Here is an 18999-nt window from a genome sequence, read left to right as displayed (position 1 = left end):
CCGGAGGCGTGCACCTCTGGCCGTCCGGGGGAACGAGCTCCGTGCAGTCCCATTCGCGCGGGCATCTGGTGTACGCCGCTCGCGGCGTCCTGTCGGTGCACACCGAACGGGGCACCTCGATCGTGCCGGCCAATCGAGTCGCTTGGACTCCCGCCGGTTTCACGCACTACCACCGCGCCCATGGCAACACCGACATGCGGATCCTGTTCCTTCCGGCATCTCTGGCCCGGCTCGTACCAGCCCATCCCGCCGTGTTCACGGTCTCCGACCTCGCCCGCGAGATCCTGCTGAACCTCACCGGCCCACGCAACTACGACCCCGCCCTACCCGCCTACGACCGCGCCGCGCGTGCCCGCGTCCACCGAGTCCTGGTCGACGAGCTGCACGAAGCACAGGAGCAGCCACTACACCTGCCGGAACCGCAAGACGATCGACTGCAGGCGCTCGCCCAACTCCTGTACGACGACCCCGCGGACAACACCCCGCTTGCCGAGCTCGGACGAACCATCGGAGCCAGCCCCCGCACCCTCAGCCGCCTCCTCCACAACGAACTCGGCATGACCTTCTACGAATGGCGCACCCAACTACGCATCCACCAGGCCCTCATCCTCCTCGCCGACGGCCACACCACCACCCACGTAGCCCACGCCTGCGGCTGGTCCAACCCCAGCACCTTCATCACCGCCTTCACCACCCTCCTAGGCACCACCCCAGGCCGCTACCAAACCAACCCCCGGCACCCCACCTAGGCGGTGCGGGTGCGGAGGAATTTGCCGAAGTGGGGGACGGTGAAGGCTACGGTGCCGCGTTCGGCGGAGAAGACCAGGCCTTTCTTGATGAGGCCGTCGCGGGCGGGGGACAGGGACTGGGGTTTGCGGTTGAGGGTGCTGGCTACTTCGGCGGTGGGGACGGAGCCGTCGTCGACGCCGATGCCTAGTTCGGCCATGGCGCGCATGTACTCGCGTTCCGCGGGAGTCGCGCGTTCGTAGCGGGAGCCGAAGAAGCCGACGGTGAGTTCGGCGGAGGCCTCGGGGGCGGCGACCGCGACGTCCTTGATGGTGATCGGGGAGGTCGGGGCGTGGTCCCAGGTGGAGTGGGCGAAGGCCTGGACGAAGTACGGGTACCCGTCCGTCTGGGCGTACAGCTCGTCCAGCGCCTCCTCGTCGTACAGAACGCCCTCGCTCTCCGCCGGCACCATCAGCGCCCGGTCGCACGCTTCCCGCGCCAACCGGTCCACGCGGATGTAGCGGAAGAGCCGCTCGGAGTACGACTTGCTGGCGGACAGTACGGCGGGCAGATGCGGCAACCCGGCGCCCACGACAACCAACGGCGCACTCTGCTGTGAGATCTCGTGACAAGCGGCGCACAGCGCGGACAGGTCGTCCGCACTGATGTCCTGCATCTCGTCGATGAACAGCCCGACCCCCACCGACAGATCGCCGGCCAGATCGGCCGCGTCGGTGAAGAGCTCGATCAGGTCCATCTCCAGATCACCCGAGTCGGCTCGCCCCTTCGCCGCGGCCACGTCGACCGGCGGATGCCAGCGGATCCCCTTCCGGTCGTTCGCCGCCGTCCGCAACGCGAAGGCCTTCAGTACGGCGCTGAACTGGTCGACCCGCTCGTCGTCACGGTGCCGGTGTCCCAGCTCTCGCATCGCGGTGTGCAGCGCCTGCGCGATCGGCAGCCGGACGCTCTGGTCCGGCCGGGCCTCGATCTTGCCCGTACCCCATGCTCGTTTGATGGCCTGGCTGCGCAACGTATTGAGCAACACGGTCTTCCCCACACCACGGAGTCCACTCAGGACCAGACTCCGCTCCGGTCTGCCTGCCGCGACCCGCTCGAGGACTACCTCGAACTGCCGCACCTCGATGTCGCGTCCGGCCAGCTCAGGCGGCCGCTGACCGGCGCCGGGCGCATAGGGATTCCGGATCGGATCCATGCTGTCACTGTATGAGCCCGTCTAGCGTTTTCCTTAGATTTCGCTAGCCACCGCGAGAGCGTGTCGCGAGCCTTGTCTACGGCTTTCTAGTGAAAGAACTAGATTTCGATAGACGCGTCCAGAGAGCGCGTCAGCTGTCGGCACACTAGGGTGCGGCCATGGAGTGGGCTGGTCAGGCGGGCGCGTTGTACGAGCGCGTGCATCAGCAGTACGTCGGTGGTGCGCGCAAGCTCGAGGCCCTGATCGACGAGCTGATCGGCGAAGAGGAAGGCATCAACTACCTCAGCGCGACCGCCCGGGCGAAGGATCCGGAGTCGTTCCTGGCGAAGGCGGCCAAACCGCATCCCGACGACCCGACCAGGCCGAAGTACGACGACCCGCTGAACCAGATCACCGACCTGGTGGCGGCCCGGGTGATCACGTTCCTGGTCGAGGCCGTGGACCGGGTGTGCGAGGTGATCGAGGCCGAGTTCGAGATCGTCGAGCACACCGACATGGGCGCGCACACCCGCGCGCAGGGCGTGTTCGGGTACGCGAGCAAGCACTACCTGGTCCGGCTGAACGCGCATCGCCGGGAGCTGCCGGAGTACGCCGTACTGAAGAACCTGACCATGGAGATCCAGGTCCGGACCGCGGTTCAGCACGCGTGGGCCGAGTTCGAGCACGACATCCGGTACAAGCTGGACATCCCACCGGAGCGCAAGGCGGAGTTCGACCGGCGGTTCCTGCTCGCGGCGGCGTTGATGGAGCTGGCCGACAACGAGTTCACCGAGATCGACCGGCTGTACCGCGAACTCGCGGCCGCCGAGCCGGACAAGACCCCGCGTGACCTGACCACGGCGACCCTGACGTCGTACCTGACCCGTCGCTACCCGGACGCGCCGCACGCCAAGACGAACCACTACGCCTGGATGCTCGGCATCCTCGGTCGGCTCGGCGTCACCACCGAGGAGCAGCTGACCGAGCTTCTCACCGGCATCGACAGCGCCGCGGTGCAGGTCGCGATGACGCACCGCTTCCCGGCCGGCACGGTACGACGGCTCGACGACGACCTGCTCGCCGCAAAGGGGACGGCGTACGTCGAGCTGTTCCCCGACGAGGAGCGCCGGCAGAAGATCCTCCGCGGCCGGCTCAAAGCCCTCGGCCGCGCCGGACTCATCGAGCCCTGACGAGGTCCTCCGCGACAGCTTCCGCCGTACGACGGGCCCACCTGCCGGTCGTGATCAGTCCGAGCACGAGGACCAGGAAGCCGCAGCCCGCGATGATGTACCAGCACAGCACAGCGGCTTCGACGAAGCCGGTCTCGAGCGGGCCGATCAGCCGAGCGGTCAGGACCGTGCCGGCGATCGCGACGCCGAGGGACGCGCCGACCTGGCGACTCGTGGAGGCGAGCGCGGCCGCGACGCCGGCCTGGGAGAGCGGCATCCCGGAGACCGCGGCGTTCGTGATCGGCGCGTTCAGCATCCCGAAGCCGAGGCCGAAGATCAGATAGCCGGCCAGCAGCACGACGGTCGAGGTGGTGAGGTCCAGCCGCGACAGCAGCAGCCCGGAGACCGTGAGCCCGATCCCGGCAACGACCAGCGGCAGCCGCGGTCCTCGATGTCCGACCAGCCAGCCGGACAGCGGCGCGAACACCACCGTCATCGCCGCCATCGGCAACGTCAGCAAGCCGGCGTGCAACGCGGAGAACCCGCGCACCGACTGCAGATACAGCGAGTTCAGGAACAGGAACCCGGACAATGCCGAGAACCCGCAGACCGCGATCAGCGTCGCGCCCGAGAACGGTGCGCTCCGGAAGAACCGCGGCTCGAGCAGCGGTTCCTCCCGGCGACGCTCGTACAGGACCAGCGACACCAACGCCGCCGCGCACAGCAGGAAGCACCCGATGATCAGCGGCGAGCCCCACCCGGCCGACTGCCCCTCGATGATCGCGTACACCAGGCTGCCGAGCACCAGGACGACGAGCACCTGACCGACCGGATCGATCCGCCGCGGCACCGCGGCCCGCGATTCGGGCACGAAGAAGGCAGTCATCAGTACGGCGGCCACCGTGACCGGCACGTTGATCCAGAAGATGTACCGCCAGCCTGCCGCGTCGACGAGGGCACCACCGACCAACGGGCCGACCGCCATGCTCAGCCCGACCACACCGCCCCAGATCCCGATCGCCTGGGCGCGCTCACGCCGGTTGGTGAACGTGTTGGTGATGATCGACATCGCGACCGGGTTCAGCATCGATCCGCCGACCGCCTGCACCATCCGGAACACGATCAGCAGGTCGATGGTCGATGCGAATCCGCACAGCAGCGACCCGATCCCGAAGACCACCAGCCCGGCCTGGAACGTCCGCCGCCGCCCGACCCGGTCCGCGGTCGAACCGGACACCATCAGCAGACAGGCGATCACCAGCGTGTAGGCGTCGATGGTCCACTGCAGCTTCGTCACCGACGCGCCCAGCTCGACCCGGATGGACGGCAGCGCCAGGTTCACGATGGTGGCGTCCAGCCCGACGATGAACAGGCTGGAGCAACAGATGCCGAGAATCAGCAGCCGCCGCCCTCGCGTCAGCTCCGCCACCCAGCTCCCTCCGATCATCGTTGAAGACTTTACTACCGCCGCCGGAAACGATTCCCCCGGCGTCCGACCACTGGTTGAAAAGGGTTGGCGGACTGTCGGCGGGCCCGCCTAGGCTTGATCCATACGCCTGGTCAGGTGCCTCTTTCTCAACCCTTCTACGCCTCTTGCGAGACGTCATGTCCCTGCGCCTCATTCCGTTCGCCGACCCGGGTGTGCCGGACACCCGGTCGGGTCTCCGACTCATTCTCTGGCTGGAGCACCAGCAACTGCGCGGGCAGGCCCTCGCAGTGTTCTGGGGACTCCTCTACTTCGGCGGTATCGCCGCCGCTCCGGTCGCCGTCGGTCTCGCCGTCCAGGCGGTGATCGACCTGTCCTGGCCGAAGCTGTTCCTGGCCGGCGTCCTGCTGCTCGCGTTCGGCGCGGCCAAGGCCGGTGCCGACTCGTTCTTCCACCGCGCCGTGGTGACCAACTGGATCAGTACGGCGTCGCGCCTGCAGCAACTGCTGTTCCGCAAGGCTGCGGAGCTGGGCTCGCTGCTGACCCGCCGGATCGCCGCCGGCGAGGTGGTCGCCGTGAGTAGCGGCGACGTCGAGAAGATCGGCTGGTTCGTCGAGGTGCTCGGCCGGTTCGCGGCCGCTCTGCTGACCTGCTTCGCCGTCGTGATCGGTCTGCTGTTCTACGAGCCGCAGCTCGGTCTGGTGGTCGCTGTCGCCGTACCGGTGCTGGCGTTCTCGATCGTTCCGCTGATGGGTCCGGCCGAGCGTCGTGCGGACGCGCAGCGGGCCAAGGGCGGCCGGGCCACCGAGCTGGCCGCCGACACCGTCGCCGGTCTGCGTGTGCTGCGGGGTATCGGTGGTGAGCAGCTGTTCCTGGACCGCTACCGCACCGCCTCGCAGGACTACCGCGCCAGTGCGGTCCGCAGTGCCCGGATGTGGTCGCTGATTGCCGCTCTCCAGGTGCTGCTGTTCGGGATCTTCCTGGTGGTCGTCGTGTGGCTGGGCGTCCGGATGGTGATGTCCGGACAGATCTCGGTCGGCGAGCTCGTCACGACGTACGGGTTCGTCACCTTCATGCTCGTGCCGCTGCACACGTTCGAGGAGACGGCGAGCGCGTTCATCTTCTCGAAGGTGTCGGCGCGCCGAGCCGCGCGCGTGCTGTCGCTGCAGCGGACTGACGAGACCAAGGGCACGGGCGAGGCCCAGCTGCCCAACGGTGACCTGCTCGACCCGGTGTCCGGTCTGCACGTCCCGACCGGCAGCTTCACCGCGGTCGTCTGTGGCGACCCGGACGCGGGCGGCCGGCTGGCGGACCGCCTGGGTGGTCACAGCCCGACGGCCGAGGACGGCGAGGCCTCTGTGCTGCTCGACGGGGTCGCGCTGGACGACCTCCCGCTGGAGTCGGCGCGGACCGTCGTACTCGTGCAGGACAAGGACCCGGTGCTGCTGTCGGGGACAGTGCGCGAGCTGTTCGACGTACCGGCGAGTGGTGCGGTCTCTCCGGAGATTGCGCTCGACGCAGCGCAGTGCACGGACATTCTCGACGTACTGCGGCAGACGCTGCCGGCCGGTGAGTCGGACGCGATGAAGGCCGTGCTGACCGAGCGTGGACGGTCCCTGTCCGGTGGGCAGCGGCAGCGGGTCGCTCTGGCCCGCTCGCTGTACGTCGACCCGCCGGTGCTGGTGCTGGACGAGCCGACCAGCGCGGTGGACGCGCACACCGAGGCCCGGATCGCCGACGGCCTGCGGCTGCTGCGTGCCGGCCGGACCACTGTGGTGTTCACCTCCAGCCCGCTGATGCTGGACCGCGCTGAGCGAGTGGTCTTCGTTCCGGAGGGCCGAGTCGACGCGGTCGGGACCCACCACGAGCTGGTGCTCACCAACCCGCGCTACCGCGCGGTTGTGACCCGTGAAGACGAACCAACCTTCGAGGAGTTGGCGTGAGGAGCCGGATTCTGAACTCGCTTCGCTCGTCCAGGAGCCCTCTGTACGACCCGGCGGCGCCGCAGGAAGCGGCCCGGCTGCCGGTGGCGGGCAGCGCGACCGTGCGCGCCTACCTGAAGACACTGTTCCGCCGGCACCGCCGCGCGTTCGGCTGGCTGACGCTGGTGAACGCGGTGGCGGCGCTGAGCGGCATGGTCGGGCCCTGGCTGCTCGGCAACGTGGTGCAGAAGCTGTCGCAGGGCAGCACCGATGTTCAGCTGCCGTCCGTGGTGATCGGGTTCGTCATCGCCCTGCTGGTGCAGACGGTGTTCGTCCGGCTCACCCGGCTGCGCGGTGCGGTGCTCGGCGAGGAGATGCTCGCCGACCTGCGTGAGGACTTCCTGGTCCGCGCGGTCGGGCTGCCGCCTGGTGTCCTGGAGCGGGCCGGCACCGGCGACCTGCTGTCCCGGATCACCACCGACATCGACCGGCTTTCGCACGCGATGCGGGACGCTGTGCCGCAGCTGACCATCGCGGTGATCTGGGGGTCGCTGCTGATCGGCGCGCTGATCGTGACCGCGCCCGTGTTGGCGGTGGCGGTGGTGATCGCGGCGCCCATCCTGATCATCGGTGGCCGCTGGTACTTCCGCCGTGCGCCATCGGGGTACCGGTCGGAGGCCGCCGGGTACGCCGCGGTGGCCTCGGGGCTGGCCGAGACGGTCGACGCCGGCCGGACCGTGGAGTCGCACCGGCTCGGCGACCGCCGGATCAAGTTGGGCGACACCCGGATCGGTCAGTGGGTCGCCTGGGAGCGGTACACCCTGTATCTGCGGATGATCCTGTTCCCGGTGATCAACATGACCCACACTGTCGCGCTGGCCGCCGTACTGGTCATCGGTGGCGGGTTCGCCATCCAGGGCTGGCTCACCGTCGGCGCACTCACCACTGGTGCGCTGTACATCCAGATGCTGGTCGAGCCGGTCAACATGATGATCCGCTGGTACGACGAACTCCAGGTAGCGCAGGTGTCACTGGCCCGGCTGGTCGGGGTCCGTGAGATCGAAGCGGCCGCCGCCGAGGGAGACGCCGAGCCGGAGGGCCGGACTGTGCTGGCCGACGACGTGCGGTTCGGCTATCTGGAAGGCCGGGACGTGCTGCACGGTGTGACGCTGACTGTGCAGCCGGGCGCGCGGGTTGCGCTCGTAGGCCCTTCTGGAGCAGGGAAATCGACGCTGGGCCGGCTGCTGGCAGGCATCTACTCGCCACGGGTCGGTGACATCACCTTGGGTGGTGCCGCCCTGGACCAGATGTCGGCCGAGCAGGTCCGGAGTCACGTTGCTCTGGTCAACCAGGAGCACCACGTGTTCGTGGGCAGTGTGCGGGACAACCTGCGGCTGGCCCGGCCGGAGTCCACCGACGCCGACCTGTGGGCCGCGCTGCGCTCGGTCGACGCCGACGGATGCGTCGCCGGGTTCGACGACGGGCTGGACACCGAGGTGGGGTCCGGTGGGATCTCGCTGACTCCGGCTCAGGCACAGCAGGTCGCCCTGGCCCGGCTGGTGCTGGCCGACCCGCACACGCTGGTCCTGGACGAGGCGACCTCGTTGATGGACCCGCGGGCCGCCCGGCACCTGGAGCGATCCTTGGCCGGTGTCCTGGCCGGCCGGACCGTGGTGGCGATCGCACACCGGTTGCACACCGCCCACGACGCGGATGTGATCGCGGTCGTGGAGGACGGCAAGATCGTCGAGCTGGGCGGACACGACGAACTGGTCGATGCCCAGGGCCCCTATGCGGCGCTCTGGCATTCCTGGCACGGCGAGCGCTGACGCGGCGCCGGGGGCAGACCGCACGGGCTGCCCCCGGTGACCGCCACCCATGTGAGGATGGGACGGTGCTGACAACGCTGTTCTCACTGACGTCCACGATGGCACTCGACGTGAACGACGAGGGTCGCCTGCTCGTCCTCTACGACGGCACCGGCGTCCGCCAGGTCAACGAGATCGCCCCCGACGGGACGTGGCGAGCGCTCACCGACCTCGGCGACACCTGCCGCGGGGCGCGGTTCGTGCCCGGGAGCCGGCGTGTGGTCGTCGAGCACGACAGCGGTGGCGACGAACGTGGCCAACTGTCGATGCTCGATCTCGACAACCCTGGGCTGCCCACGCTCACGCCGCTCGTCCACGACCCGGCGTACAACCACCACCTGGTGGACGCCAAGCCCGACCGGATCCTGTTCACCACCAACCGGCGCAACGGTGTCGACTTCGACCTGGTCGGCCGCGATCTGCCGACCGGTACGGAGAAGGCCTTGTACGACGGCGGTGGCTGGGTGATGGCGGTCAGCCTCTCTCCGGACGGCCACTGGGTCGTGCTGTCTCTGGCCAGCGCACCGGCGAACTCCATGCAACTGCTGCTGGTCGACACGGCTACGCAGGCCGTCACCGAGCTGACCCCGGCCGACGCCCACAACGACCAGACAGCAGTCTCGTGGCTGCCGGACTCCAGCGCGTTCCTGGTATCGAGCAACGCAGACCGGGACCGGATGGCAGTACGCCGCTATGACCTGGCCGACGCGGTGTGGAGCGACGTACTCGTGGACGACGCCCGCGACCTGGCCGGCTGGGTCTCACCCGACGGCGAGCACCTGCTGGTCGGCGTACTGGAGGACGGCGAGGTTTCGCTGGCGCTGCACCGGCTGGACGGCTCGGCGACCGCGCCGCTGGACCTGCCCTCGGGCGGCTGCGCCGGGTTGACGATTGCGACGCCGGATCCGCTCTGGTCCGCGGACGGCTCATTCGCGGCGATCACCTACAACTCACCGATCACGCCGCCGACGGTGTTCCGGTACACCCCGGCGACCGGCGAGGTCGTGGAGCTCCGGTCGCCGGGTCAGGTGGCGCCTCCGGCCGAGCTCGAGCACCCGGAGAGCCTGCGGGTGCCGTCGTTCGACGGTGAGCAGGTGCCGGTGTTCGTGTTCCGGCCGACCGGTCCGGACCTGGGTTCCACCGTGGTCCACGTGCACGGTGGTCCGGAGGGCGCGGCGATGCGCCTGTGGAGCCCGATCATCTCGTCGCTGGCCGCCGACGGCCACACGGTCGTCGTACCGAACGTCCGCGGCTCGGCGGGATACGGCAAGCGCTGGTACTCCCTCGACGACCGGGAGCTGCGGCTCGACTCGGTGAAGGACCTGGCCGCGATCCACAACTGGCTCCCGTCGATCGGCGCCGACCCGCGGCACGCCGCGCTGTGGGGTGGTTCGTACGGCGGCTACATGGTGCTGGCCGGGGTCGCGTTCCAGCCGGACCTGTGGGCGGCCGGTGTGGACATCGTCGGGATCGCCTCACTGGTGACCTTCCTGGAGAACACCTCGGACTACCGCCGGGCCATGCGGGAGCGCGAGTACGGCTATCTCGCGACCGACCGGGACTTCTTGGAGTCCGCGAGCCCACTGAGCCGGGTCGACGACATCCGGGCGCCGCTGTTCGTCATCCACGGCGCCAACGACCCACGGGTGCCGCTGTCAGAGGCTGAGCAGATCACCGAGGCGCTGACCAAGCGCGACGTACCGTGCCGGCTCCTGGTCTACCCGGATGAAGGCCACGGCCTTGCCAAGCTGAAGAACCGCCTGGACGCCTACCCGCAGGCCTTCACCTTCCTCCGGGAGCATCTCACCACAGCGGAGTGAGGGTCCCCGCGGTCGCGTCGAGCCGTACCGGCAGTCCAAGCGGTACGGCGAGGTTCAAAGCCTCATGCCCGATCGCGGCCCCCTCCACAATCGGTACGCCGAGTGGCTCGAGCCGCTCGTGGACCACGTCGTCGATCGGATCGGCCGCTTCACTGAAGTCCCCGACCACGACACCGGTCACCTTGTCGAACCACCCGGACCGCAGCAACTGGGTGAGCAACCGGTCCACCCGATATGCCTCCTCGTTGACGTCCTCCAGGACGACGACACCCGCCGGCGCCGCGTAGGTCGGCGTACCGAGGCTCGACGCAAGCAACGCCAGATTGCCGCCCCGCAGCCGCCCTTCGGCCACGCCATCGACCACAGTGCGAGCTCCAACAGGCGCGAGCAGGTCAGTCACACTCTCCGGCTCGAACAGCAACGCACACAGCCGCTCCCGTCCCTCCGGAACACCCAGCTGCTCCACTGTGGCGGCCATCGGTCCGTGGACCGTGACCAGGCCCCGGGCGTTCAGCGGCTCGTGCAGTGCGCTGATATCGCTGAATCCGATGAACCACTTCGGCACCGCCGCCAACTCGTCGAAGTCGACGTACTCGAGCATCCGCTGCACGCCGTACCCACCGCGCGCACAGAACACCGCAGCGAACCGCTCATCCAGCCAAGCCGCTCGCAAGTCTTCGGCCCGGGCCTTGTCGTCCGCGGCCAGGTAGCTGAACCGCTCATGCCCGGCCAGCACCGCCGGCATCACCTCGACCTCGAGCCCCCACGCCTTCAGGCGCTCGACCCCGATCTCCAGCCGCTCCGCCTGGACCCGCCCCGACGGCGCCACCACAGCAACCCGATCACCAGTCCGCAGCCGTTGCGGCACCACCACGTCAGTCACCCGCCGGACGCTACCCGACGGCCGGTCGCCGCGTGCAGATGGACAGGTAGTAGTGCCTCATTCCGCCCGAACCACTCGCCCGCTGAGCGTGAACCGAGGACCTACTACATGACTACGTCCTGTTGACCCGCACACCTACCAGCCCACCTCGATGGTGGTGCTCTTCGAGACTCCGTTGACGGTGACGCCGAGTTGGGCGGTGCCGGGACGGAGCGCGGTCAGCTGACCGGTCGCCGGGTCGTACGACGCGACCGCCCAGAACGGCGCGGTCCCGGCCGGGCCGATGTGGAGGGACGCTGAGCCCCACCAGTCCGACGACACCGGGAACGCGACCGGGACCCGGCGACCGTCCTGGACGACGGTCGCCGAGGCAGCTGCCGTCTGACCGCGCTGGAGGGAGGCCGGAGCGGTGAGCTCGAGCGTGTCCACGTGAGGCCTTAGCTCGACCTGGAACCATGATCGCTCGGGCGCCGACCACTTGCGCTCGCCGGCCGGCGCCGCGGTCGCCTTGGGGTCGATCCCGACCAGGGCCCAGCCGGTGAAGCCGCCGGCGTCCGGAGCAGCGGCCGGGCTCTTGCCGGAGTTGCCGGTCAGCGGCAGCAGGACGCCATCCGTCCGGGTGGCCGCGAAGGTCCCGGCGTGCCCCGCCATGTACGCCGCACCCTTGCCGGTCGAGGCCCGGAAGCCGGCCAGCCACTGGACGATCATGGCGGCTTCCTTGCGGTCGCCGAGCTGCGAGTTCTGCGTCGGCGACGGATCGTCGATCGGGTGATGCGCCATCACCACCACGTTGCGGATCGTCGTGTTCGTCGCCGCGTCGTCCAACTGCTTGCGCAGGTCGAGGATCTGGTCGAACCCGCCCGCCCGGAGCGATCCCAGCGACGAGTCGCGCAGGATGAACCGCGTGCCCTTGTGATCGAACGTGCTGGTCGGCGACCCGAACACCTTGGTCCACTCGGACAGGTCACCCGGCCCGTACGTCTCGTGGTTGCCCGGCACGTAGTGCACCGGCACCTTGCCGGCGACCTCCTCGTCGATGATCTGCTTCGCCAGCGCGATGTCCGGCCCGAACGCGCGGTCGACGAAGTCACCGTTGATCACCAGGAAGTCCGGGTTCTGCGCGAGCGCCTCGCGGATCGTCCGCCGGGCCTGCTTGACGTAGTCCGAGTTCGGGTCGTCGGAGGTGAACTGCGCGTCCGACATCACCGCGAACCGCCACCGGCCGCCGCCGGTCACCGTCCCGTCCGTCACCACCATCGGGTCGATCACCTTCGCGGGCGGCTCCATCGTCACCGGCGGCGCGCTGCGCACGGTCAGGTCGTCGATGATGATCCGGCCCGAGTACTGCCGGGTCGGCACGGTCTCCACCACGTAGATCCGCCAGAACCGCAGCGGCATCGTCAGACCGGGCGGGATGTCGGCCTCGACGTACTTCCAGCCGGTCCAGTCGACCGCGGCCGCGAGGTTCAGCGTCTGCGCGGTGCCGCCGGCGGCGTCGTACGCGTTCGCCCGCAGCCACGCGCCCTTGCCGTCGCCGTACACCCACGCGCCGAGCTTCTGCGGCTGTCCCGGGAGCGTCTGCTGCGGAGTCTGCGAGAGGTACGCCGCTCGCGTCGCCGTACTGCCCGTGAGCGAGTAGTCGAGCGCGATCGCCTGGCCACCGTCATGGCCCTCGGCCGCCGACCGCGACGCCGTCGCCGCACCGACCGGAACGGCGTTCGCCGCCCACTTGCTCAGGTCGTCGACCTCGTCCACCACCGTACTGGCCAGCCCGGCCGTGACACTGAGCTGCGTCGACAGGTTGCCGACCGTGGCGGTGATCACGGTCGACACCGCTTCGTTGCTCAGGGCATTCACGTCAAACCCGTTGCCGCGCGCAACCACATTCACGACCGCGGGATCGTAGGTCAGCTTGACGTCGCGCGGTTCGATCCAGGTCGAGAAGCCGTCGGCGTCGTAGCCGTCGACCTCGAAGAAGCCCTTGGCCGTTGCGTCGGACAACGACACTTGCCGGGTCGACGGCGCCAAGCGGGTCGGCGGACCGAGCACTGTCATCGGGAACCTTCCGTTCGCCGTACCGCGGGCCGCCGTGATCACCGCGTCGCCGGCCTTGCGACCGATCACCACTCCATGCTGGTCGACCCGGACATTGCTCCCACCGAACCAGTACGGCGTACCCGTCGCCGGCGCGTACGTCTCGTCGTGACCGGTGGCGGTGAGGACGCGGCTGAGGCCGGTGAGGACGCGGGAGCTGCGGGAGATGTCGGCGTCCGGTTCCTCGGCCGCGGTGCCCACCGCCTCGACGCGGAAGCCCTTCAGCTTGCCGGAACCCTTCACCGGCAGCAGGCCGAGGCCGTTCGGGATCAGCCGCTCGCCACCGTCGGACGGGTCGTTCACGACCTGCGGCGCCGCCTTGCCCGGCGTCCGGGCCAGCATCGTCGACGAGCCGCCGCCGTCCAGGTTGAGCGCGTCGTCGGCCCCGAGGCCGATCATCAGCTGACCCATCTCCTTCAGCGACAGGCCGCGGGAGCCGGTCGCCCGGCCGTCGACGGTGAGCAGGATCATCCGGCTGCCGTCCGCGTCGAACCCGATCGCGGTCCGCGGCGCGAGGTCGGCGTCCGGCACGTCGTCGGGGACCTTGCCGTCCTTCGCGAGCTGCGTGTTGCCGCTGATGCCGACCGCGACATCCGTCGCGTCGGGGCGCAGGCCGTACTGCACGTCGACCTTGTCGCCCACCTCGAACGCGGTCAGCGCGTCGGCGCCGGCCTCGCGGCCGATCAGCGCCTGCTCGTTCGCGGCCAGCGGGGCGGTGCCCGGAGTGGTGGCCGACGAGACGACCACACCGTCGCGAAGGATCACCTCGCGGACGGTCGGCAGGCCGTCCACGGTCCTGGTCCGGGCCGCGTCGCCCCACTCCGGGGTGTAGAGGCCGATGCCGCCGGAGTTGACGGCCGGCGAATTGAGGTTGGTCAGCTGGAGCTTCGTCGCGTCGTCGTCGGTCGCCGTTCCTTGCAGGAAGAGCTGGGCGATCGCGCCGAGTCCGTCCTTGCCGATCACCGCGGTGTCGTTGTGGCCGGCGGCCGGGGCGTTGATCAGCCGGCCGGACCGCTCGACCCCGACGCCGAGCGGCGCGGTGGTGTCGTTGATGTCGAAGAAGTCGCCGTTGACCCCGGCGATCGCGCCTTTCCGGGCCAACTGCTGGCTCAGCGGCGTACCGCCGGAGACCTTGCCGGTGTTGACGTAGTCGACGGTGACGCCGTGCTTGTCCAGGTCGGTGGCGAGAATGTCGCCACGCAACCAGCCGCGGGCGTCGAGGCGCTCGAAGGCGGTGTAGTTGACGCCGGGCGCGACCGGGCTGTCCTGCCGGCTGGTCACCAGCCCTTCGCCGGCCGGCGCGATCGCGAGGTCGGAGATGTCCGAGCTCGACGACGAAGGCCGCTGCGCCTCGACCGGCTGCGGGCCGGGGACAGGCTGTGCGAACGCCGGGTTCAGCGCGGCGCCGGCGAGCAGACCGCCGATGCCGAGCGTGGTGGCGAGTGGACGGAAGAGCGACACGACAGCCTCCCCAGCGTGGACGGACGCGGCCATCCGACGCTGTGCGCTCTACCGCCGCATGAGACACAGGTGTACGCCGGTCAACCGACCGGTGACAAAGTAACGCCTCCAGAGCCTGATCGGAAGGTTTTCTCCTCCACTGATCAGTGCCGAGTGACGAACCCGGTCTCGTAGGCGACCACCACCGCCTGGACGCGATCGCGGATGCCAAGCTTGGTCAGGACCCGGGCGACGTGGGTCTTCACGGTCGTCTCGGCCACCACCAGCTCGGCCGCGATCTCCGCGTTCGACAGCCCACGGGCGATGAGCCGCAGTACGTCGCGCTCGCGGTCGGTCAGCGCGGCCAGCTCCGGGGGCAGCTCTTGCGGCTGGACTGGCTCGACGAAGCGCTCGACCAGCCGCTGGGTGATCGCCGGCTCGATCAGCGAGTCGCCGGTGGCAGCGGCGCGAACAGCCGCGACCAGCCGGGTCGACGGGGAGTCCTTGAGCAGGAAGCCGGCCGCGCCGGCCCGCAACGCCCGGTAGATGTACTCGTTCTGGTCGAACGTGGTGAGCACGATGATCGTCGGCGCGTTCGGGTGCCGCCGGATCTCCTCGGTGGCCGACAGTCCGTCGAGTCCGGGCATCCGGATGTCCATCAGAATCACATCGGGCTCGACCAGCTGAGCCTGCCTGATCGCCTCGGTTCCGGTGTCGGCTTCGGCCACCACCGCGATGTCTCCCTCAGCCTCCAGGATCACCCGGAAGCCCGTGCGGACCAGGGTCTGGTCGTCGGCGACGAGCACGCGGATCTTCGACCGGGGCGGTCGCTCCGCTACGCACCGGGCGCCGCCGTACGCGTGCTGGTCAACGGGTCGGGTCGCGAGGTGACCGTGAGCATCGAGAACGACCACTCGATCCAGGAGCGGCCGGGTCTGGCCGGTACGGGTCGCGGGCTGGTCGGGCTGCGGGAGCGGGTGCAGGAGCTGGGTGGCCGGCTGGTCACCGGACCGATCCCCGGGGGCGGGTGGCTGGTCGAGGCCACCCTGCCGGACGGTCGCCGCGTTGGAGATCGCGGGAGTTGACCGGGCAGAGCTCAGGTTCTGGATCGCCCTGGATGACTGGGCGGCCGCCGAACCCGATGCCGTTGCCGGGAGTCGTCAGTTGGTGCTGACCGGGCGGCCGGAGGTCTGCCATGCGTGCATGCCACCGTCGAGGTTGATCGCCTCGCGGCCGAGCTGGTTCAGGAACTGGGTCGCCATCCCGGACCGGCCACCGACCGCGCAGACGCAGAGCACCTTCTGGTCCAGGGGCACTTCGCCGACCCGCTCCTGCAGTTCGCCGAGCGGGATGTGGTTGGCACCCTCGATGTGCCCGCGGTCCCACTCGTCCGGCTCGCGCACGTCGAGCACGAACGCATCCGCCAGCAACACGTCGTCGAGATCGGCCACGACGACCGAGGGAATCTCCTGGTTCTGGAACATGCGACCAAGCATGTCAGATCAGCAGCCTCCCTCCGTAGGTTCCGCCGAGGAGGGTTGGGAATGCGATTGCCCGATGGGTGGGATATCACATTGACACCGGCCGCCGGATTGCGGACCGTGGCTCGAAGGAGGCGCGGCCGTGGCACTGATACAGGGGATCCCGGGGGAGTTCGAGCCGCAGCCCTGGGGCGAGGCAATTCTGCGGAGTCGCGAACTGCTGCTGCTCCGGATCGCCCGCCGGCCACCCGACCACGAGGTCCGCCTGCCCGGTCTGGCCACCACCCCGCTGCACGTCGTCGAGGACCGCACCGGCAAGGCCTTGACCTGGCGGCACGACGGCGACGACCTGATCGTCCGGCTGCCCGACTCAGGCGAACCGCCGCTCGTCCGGGTCGCCCTGCAGGGCAAGCTCCGCATCGTCCCGCCGGACACCGTCACCGCCAACGCCGACGGCGTCTGGGACGTCACCCCGACCGGCACAACCGCCCACCTGGTCGCCCGCCGCTCCGCGGACGTCGCCGTACGCTTCCTCGGCCCGATGGACCCGGACGCCCAGCAGCACGTCCGGCTGGCCGGCCGGAGGTACGTCGTCTCGGGTCATCAACTGCTGCGGTCGACGATCGGCCCGTTCCCGATGCCGGCCCGACGCGTGCTCCCGCTCCTCGTCCCCACCGGCGTACGACGGACGCTCGTCGCGCCGGTCGGCACCGTGCTGGCCTCGATCCACCCGGGGACGTCCGGCGAGCTCACCGTCCTGGTGACGAACTTCGGCCGCGGGCGAGCGCGTGGCGAGGTCGTGCTGCCGCTGCCGCCCGGGTGGTCCGCCATCGACCGCGAGTGGACGTTCGACGATCTCGCCGCGGGCCGGTCGATCGGCTGGGCGACCCGCCTCGCCGGGCCGGCAGGTGCCCACGAACTGCAGCTCCGCCTCGAGGCCGGCCGCCGCTCGGCGTCGTCACCCTACGTCATCCACCTGTGACTGACTGGATTCGCCTACTTGAGGAGCTTGGACAGGCGGCGGTCCGCAAGGGGTTTGCCGCCGGTCTGGCAGGTGGCGCAGTACTGCAGCGAGGAGTCGGCGAAGCTCACCTCGCGGACGATGTCACCGCAGACCGGGCACTTCTCGCCCGTGCGTCCGTGCACCCGCAGACCGGACTTCTTCTCCGACTTCAGATCCTGTACGGCGAGGCCGGCGGAGCGATCCACCGCGTCCTGAAGGGTCTCGCGCATGGCGTCGTACAGAGTCTTCAGTTCGTCCTCGGAGAGGTTGGAGGCCGGCTTGAACGGGCTCATCTTCGCGACGTGCAGGATCTCGTCGGAGTATGCGTTGCCGATGCCGGCGATGACCGACTGGTTCCGCAGGACGCCCTTCAGTTGGACCCGGCCCTCCCGCTTGAGGATGGCACCGAAGTCCTCGAGCGACAGCGTGAACGGATCGGGCCCGAGCCGCGCGATCCCCGGCACCTCGGCCGGGTCGCGGACGACGTACACCGCGAGCTTCTTCTGCGTGCCCGCCTCGGTCAGGTCGAACCCGGAACCGTCATCGAGCACCGTCCGCAACGCGATCGGCCCCTTGCCGGGCCGGACCAGCGTCGTCGACTGCTCCTCTTTCCACCGCAGCCACCCAGCCCGCGCCAGGTGGATCACCAGGTGCACGCCCTGCGCGGAGATGTCCAGGAACTTCCCGTGCCGCTGCACATCGTCGATCAGCAACCCGACCAGCGCCGAGATCGGCGGGTCGTAGGTCTTCAGCGCGCTGATCGCCGTGATGTCGGCGCGCACGAACGCCTGCCCGACGGCTCGCTCCCGCAGGAACCCCGCCAGCGACTCCACCTCCGGCAACTCAGGCACGAACCCAGTGTGCCAAAAGCCAGGGACACTTTCCCGGGTTTCTCCGGCGGATCACCTATGGAAGGGGTTGGGCGGGGCGGCTACCGTCGGGGGCAACAGAGTAGGGAGGCCCTCATGGGGTTTGTGAAGACGTTGGTGAAGGGTGCCGTCGTCGCGACGTTGGCTCAGGTCGTGCAGCGCGAGTTGAGCAAGCCGGAGAACCAGCAGAAGATCAAGGAAGCCTTCCAGAAGGTTCAGCAGCGCCGGAGCGGGGCGCAGTAGTCACTGGGCGCGGTGGGCCTGGAGGGTGTAGGTGGCGGGGAGCCGGAGCGGGTTCTCCGTCAGCCGCCACTCGCCTGCGGCGTCCTCGGTCATCAGGCCGGGCAGGGCGTTCCAGGGCGCACTGTCGTGCTCGGTGAGTGAGTCGAACGTCAGCCCGGCACCCTGGACCGCGGTGATGATCTCGGCCAGGCCGTGGTTCCACTCGTGCGTCAGGTTCGCGGTGAACACTGCGTCGGTTTCGACGTACGTCCCACCCTCGTCCCAGACGATCGGCTCGGGCGTCTCGAAGTACGGGTGCCTCAGCACGGGCTCCTCGAGGCCTTCACCGGCGAGCGCCCACAGCATCGGGTGGCCCTCGCGGACGAAGAGCCGCCCACCGGGCTTGAGCAGTCCGGCGACTGTGTCCGCCCAGCGCTGGATGTCGGGGAGCCAGCACAGCGCGCCGATCCCGGTGTAGACCAGGTCGTACGACGACGCGCCGAGCACCTCGACCGCGTCGTAGACATCAGCCACGTGGAAGTCCGCGGTGAGCCCGAGCCGATCGGCCAGCGACTGCGCCTGCTCGACCGCGGGCGCCGAGAAGTCGAGTCCGCTCATCCGCGCCCCGAGCCGCGCGAGGGACACCGTGTCAGTGCCGATGTGGCACTGCAGGTGCACCCCGCGCAGCCCCGCGATGTCGCCCAGCCGGGGGACGTCGAACCGGACCACCCCGCTGAGGTACGACGGATCCTGCTCGAACGACGCCACCCGGTAGTCCGGCGACGCCACATGCGCCGGGACCCGCTCGTCCCAGCTGGCCCGATTCACGTCCCGGTAGTCGGTCACGGTTCGAACTGTCGCACACCGCGACCGCGGCTCAGAAC

At 69.5% G+C, this 18999-nt stretch carries 16 protein-coding genes; 8 read left to right on the top strand and 8 right to left on the bottom strand.

Going from position 1 to position 18999, the window contains the following annotated elements; translation table 11 throughout:
• The first annotated feature begins 41 nt into the window (after positions 1–41).
• Positions 42–749: an AraC family transcriptional regulator gene (locus OG555_RS14130; RefSeq protein WP_329483312.1), complete on the top strand. Its 708-nt coding sequence runs from the start codon at positions 42–44 to the stop codon at positions 747–749.
• Here OG555_RS14130 and OG555_RS14125 read toward each other — a convergent pair.
• Positions 746–1939: an ATP-binding protein gene (locus tag OG555_RS14125; RefSeq protein WP_329483311.1), complete on the bottom strand. Its 1194-nt coding sequence runs from the start codon at positions 1937–1939 to the stop codon at positions 746–748. The two genes, OG555_RS14130 and OG555_RS14125, sit on opposite strands and share 4 nt — an antisense overlap.
• A gap of 158 nt (positions 1940–2097) precedes the next feature.
• Between OG555_RS14125 and OG555_RS14120 the strand changes: the two genes are divergently transcribed.
• Positions 2098–3108, top strand: a complete 1011-nt coding sequence (locus tag OG555_RS14120; protein WP_329483310.1) for a GTP pyrophosphokinase — start codon at positions 2098–2100, stop codon at positions 3106–3108.
• Here OG555_RS14120 and OG555_RS14115 read toward each other — a convergent pair.
• Positions 3095–4534, bottom strand: a complete 1440-nt coding sequence (locus tag OG555_RS14115; protein WP_329483308.1) for an MFS transporter — start codon at positions 4532–4534, stop codon at positions 3095–3097. The genes OG555_RS14120 and OG555_RS14115 overlap by 14 nt on opposite strands.
• A gap of 158 nt (positions 4535–4692) precedes the next feature.
• On the opposite strand from OG555_RS14115, the gene OG555_RS14110 reads away from it, so the two are divergent.
• The 3 genes from OG555_RS14110 (at position 4693) to OG555_RS14100 (ending at position 10123) form a co-directional block, all read left to right on the top strand.
• A complete protein-coding gene (locus OG555_RS14110) occupies positions 4693–6456 on the top strand; it encodes an ABC transporter ATP-binding protein (RefSeq protein WP_329483307.1) in 1764 nt (587 codons plus the stop codon).
• Positions 6453–8264 (top strand): ABC transporter ATP-binding protein, encoded by a 1812-nt coding sequence (locus tag OG555_RS14105; RefSeq protein ID WP_329483306.1) that lies wholly within the window; start codon positions 6453–6455, stop codon positions 8262–8264. The genes OG555_RS14110 and OG555_RS14105 overlap by 4 nt, the downstream gene beginning before the upstream one ends.
• A gap of 65 nt (positions 8265–8329) precedes the next feature.
• The gene (locus OG555_RS14100; protein ID WP_329483305.1) at positions 8330–10123 is read left to right on the top strand and encodes a S9 family peptidase; all 1794 of its coding nucleotides are present in this window, start codon (positions 8330–8332) and stop codon (positions 10121–10123) included.
• Here OG555_RS14100 and OG555_RS14095 read toward each other — a convergent pair.
• The 3 genes from OG555_RS14095 to OG555_RS14085 form a co-directional block, all read right to left on the bottom strand.
• Positions 10107–11006 (bottom strand): S66 peptidase family protein, encoded by a 900-nt coding sequence (locus tag OG555_RS14095; protein WP_329483304.1) that lies wholly within the window; start codon positions 11004–11006, stop codon positions 10107–10109. The two genes, OG555_RS14100 and OG555_RS14095, sit on opposite strands and share 17 nt — an antisense overlap.
• Positions 11007–11141: 135 nt before the next feature.
• Complete coding sequence (locus OG555_RS14090) at positions 11142–14561, bottom strand: phosphodiester glycosidase family protein (RefSeq protein WP_329483303.1); 3420 nt, start codon at positions 14559–14561, stop codon at positions 11142–11144.
• Between the two features lie 143 nt (positions 14562–14704).
• Positions 14705–15352, bottom strand: a complete 648-nt coding sequence (locus OG555_RS14085) for a response regulator transcription factor (protein WP_329484820.1) — start codon at positions 15350–15352, stop codon at positions 14705–14707.
• Between the two features lie 81 nt (positions 15353–15433).
• On the opposite strand from OG555_RS14085, the gene OG555_RS14080 reads away from it, so the two are divergent.
• Entirely contained in the window at positions 15434–15625 is a 192-nt protein-coding gene (locus OG555_RS14080; RefSeq protein ID WP_329483302.1) for a hypothetical protein, read from the top strand.
• 75 nt (positions 15626–15700) lie between these two features.
• Here OG555_RS14080 and OG555_RS14075 read toward each other — a convergent pair whose 3' ends face one another.
• Positions 15701–16024: a rhodanese-like domain-containing protein gene (locus OG555_RS14075; protein WP_329483301.1), complete on the bottom strand. Its 324-nt coding sequence runs from the start codon at positions 16022–16024 to the stop codon at positions 15701–15703.
• Between the two features lie 139 nt (positions 16025–16163).
• Between OG555_RS14075 and OG555_RS14070 the strand changes: the two genes are divergently transcribed.
• A complete protein-coding gene (locus OG555_RS14070) occupies positions 16164–17003 on the top strand; it encodes a hypothetical protein (RefSeq protein WP_329483300.1) in 840 nt (279 codons plus the stop codon).
• A 14-nt stretch (positions 17004–17017) separates the two neighbouring features.
• Here the strand turns inward: OG555_RS14070 and OG555_RS14065 are convergent, their stop codons facing one another.
• Positions 17018–17875, bottom strand: a complete 858-nt coding sequence (locus tag OG555_RS14065; RefSeq protein WP_329483299.1) for an Fpg/Nei family DNA glycosylase — start codon at positions 17873–17875, stop codon at positions 17018–17020.
• Positions 17876–17989: 114 nt separating this feature from the next.
• Between OG555_RS14065 and OG555_RS14060 the strand changes: the two genes are divergently transcribed.
• Positions 17990–18136 carry a hypothetical protein gene (locus OG555_RS14060; RefSeq protein ID WP_329483297.1) on the top strand — a complete coding sequence of 49 codons (147 nt, stop codon included), beginning with the start codon at positions 17990–17992 and terminating at the stop codon, positions 18134–18136.
• Here OG555_RS14060 and OG555_RS14055 read toward each other — a convergent pair whose 3' ends face one another.
• Positions 18137–18961: a class I SAM-dependent methyltransferase gene (locus OG555_RS14055; RefSeq protein ID WP_329483296.1), complete on the bottom strand. Its 825-nt coding sequence runs from the start codon at positions 18959–18961 to the stop codon at positions 18137–18139.
• Between the last annotated feature and the right edge of the window lie 38 nt (positions 18962–18999).

The sequence above is a fragment of the Kribbella sp. NBC_01484 genome, assembly GCF_036227145.1.
Lineage (GTDB): Bacteria > Actinomycetota > Actinomycetes > Propionibacteriales > Kribbellaceae > Kribbella.
The sequence above is the reverse complement of the archived record's forward strand: the minus strand, read 5'-3'. Positions and strand labels throughout refer to the sequence as shown.

Excerpts from the sequence above, each read along its gene's own strand:
- OG555_RS14110 (WP_329483307.1), top strand. The coding sequence starts at position 4,693 with ATGTCCCTGCGCCTCATTCCGTTCGCCGACCCGGGTGTGCCGGACACC.
- OG555_RS14115 (WP_329483308.1), bottom strand. The coding sequence starts at position 4,534 with ATGATCGGAGGGAGCTGGGTGGCGGAGCTGACGCGAGGGCGGCGGCTG.
- OG555_RS14125 (WP_329483311.1), bottom strand. The coding sequence starts at position 1,939 with ATGGATCCGATCCGGAATCCCTATGCGCCCGGCGCCGGTCAGCGGCCG.
- OG555_RS14075 (WP_329483301.1), bottom strand. The coding sequence starts at position 16,024 with ATGTTCCAGAACCAGGAGATTCCCTCGGTCGTCGTGGCCGATCTCGAC.
- OG555_RS14060 (WP_329483297.1), top strand. The coding sequence starts at position 17,990 with ATGGGGTTTGTGAAGACGTTGGTGAAGGGTGCCGTCGTCGCGACGTTG.
- OG555_RS14120 (WP_329483310.1), top strand. The coding sequence starts at position 2,098 with ATGGAGTGGGCTGGTCAGGCGGGCGCGTTGTACGAGCGCGTGCATCAG.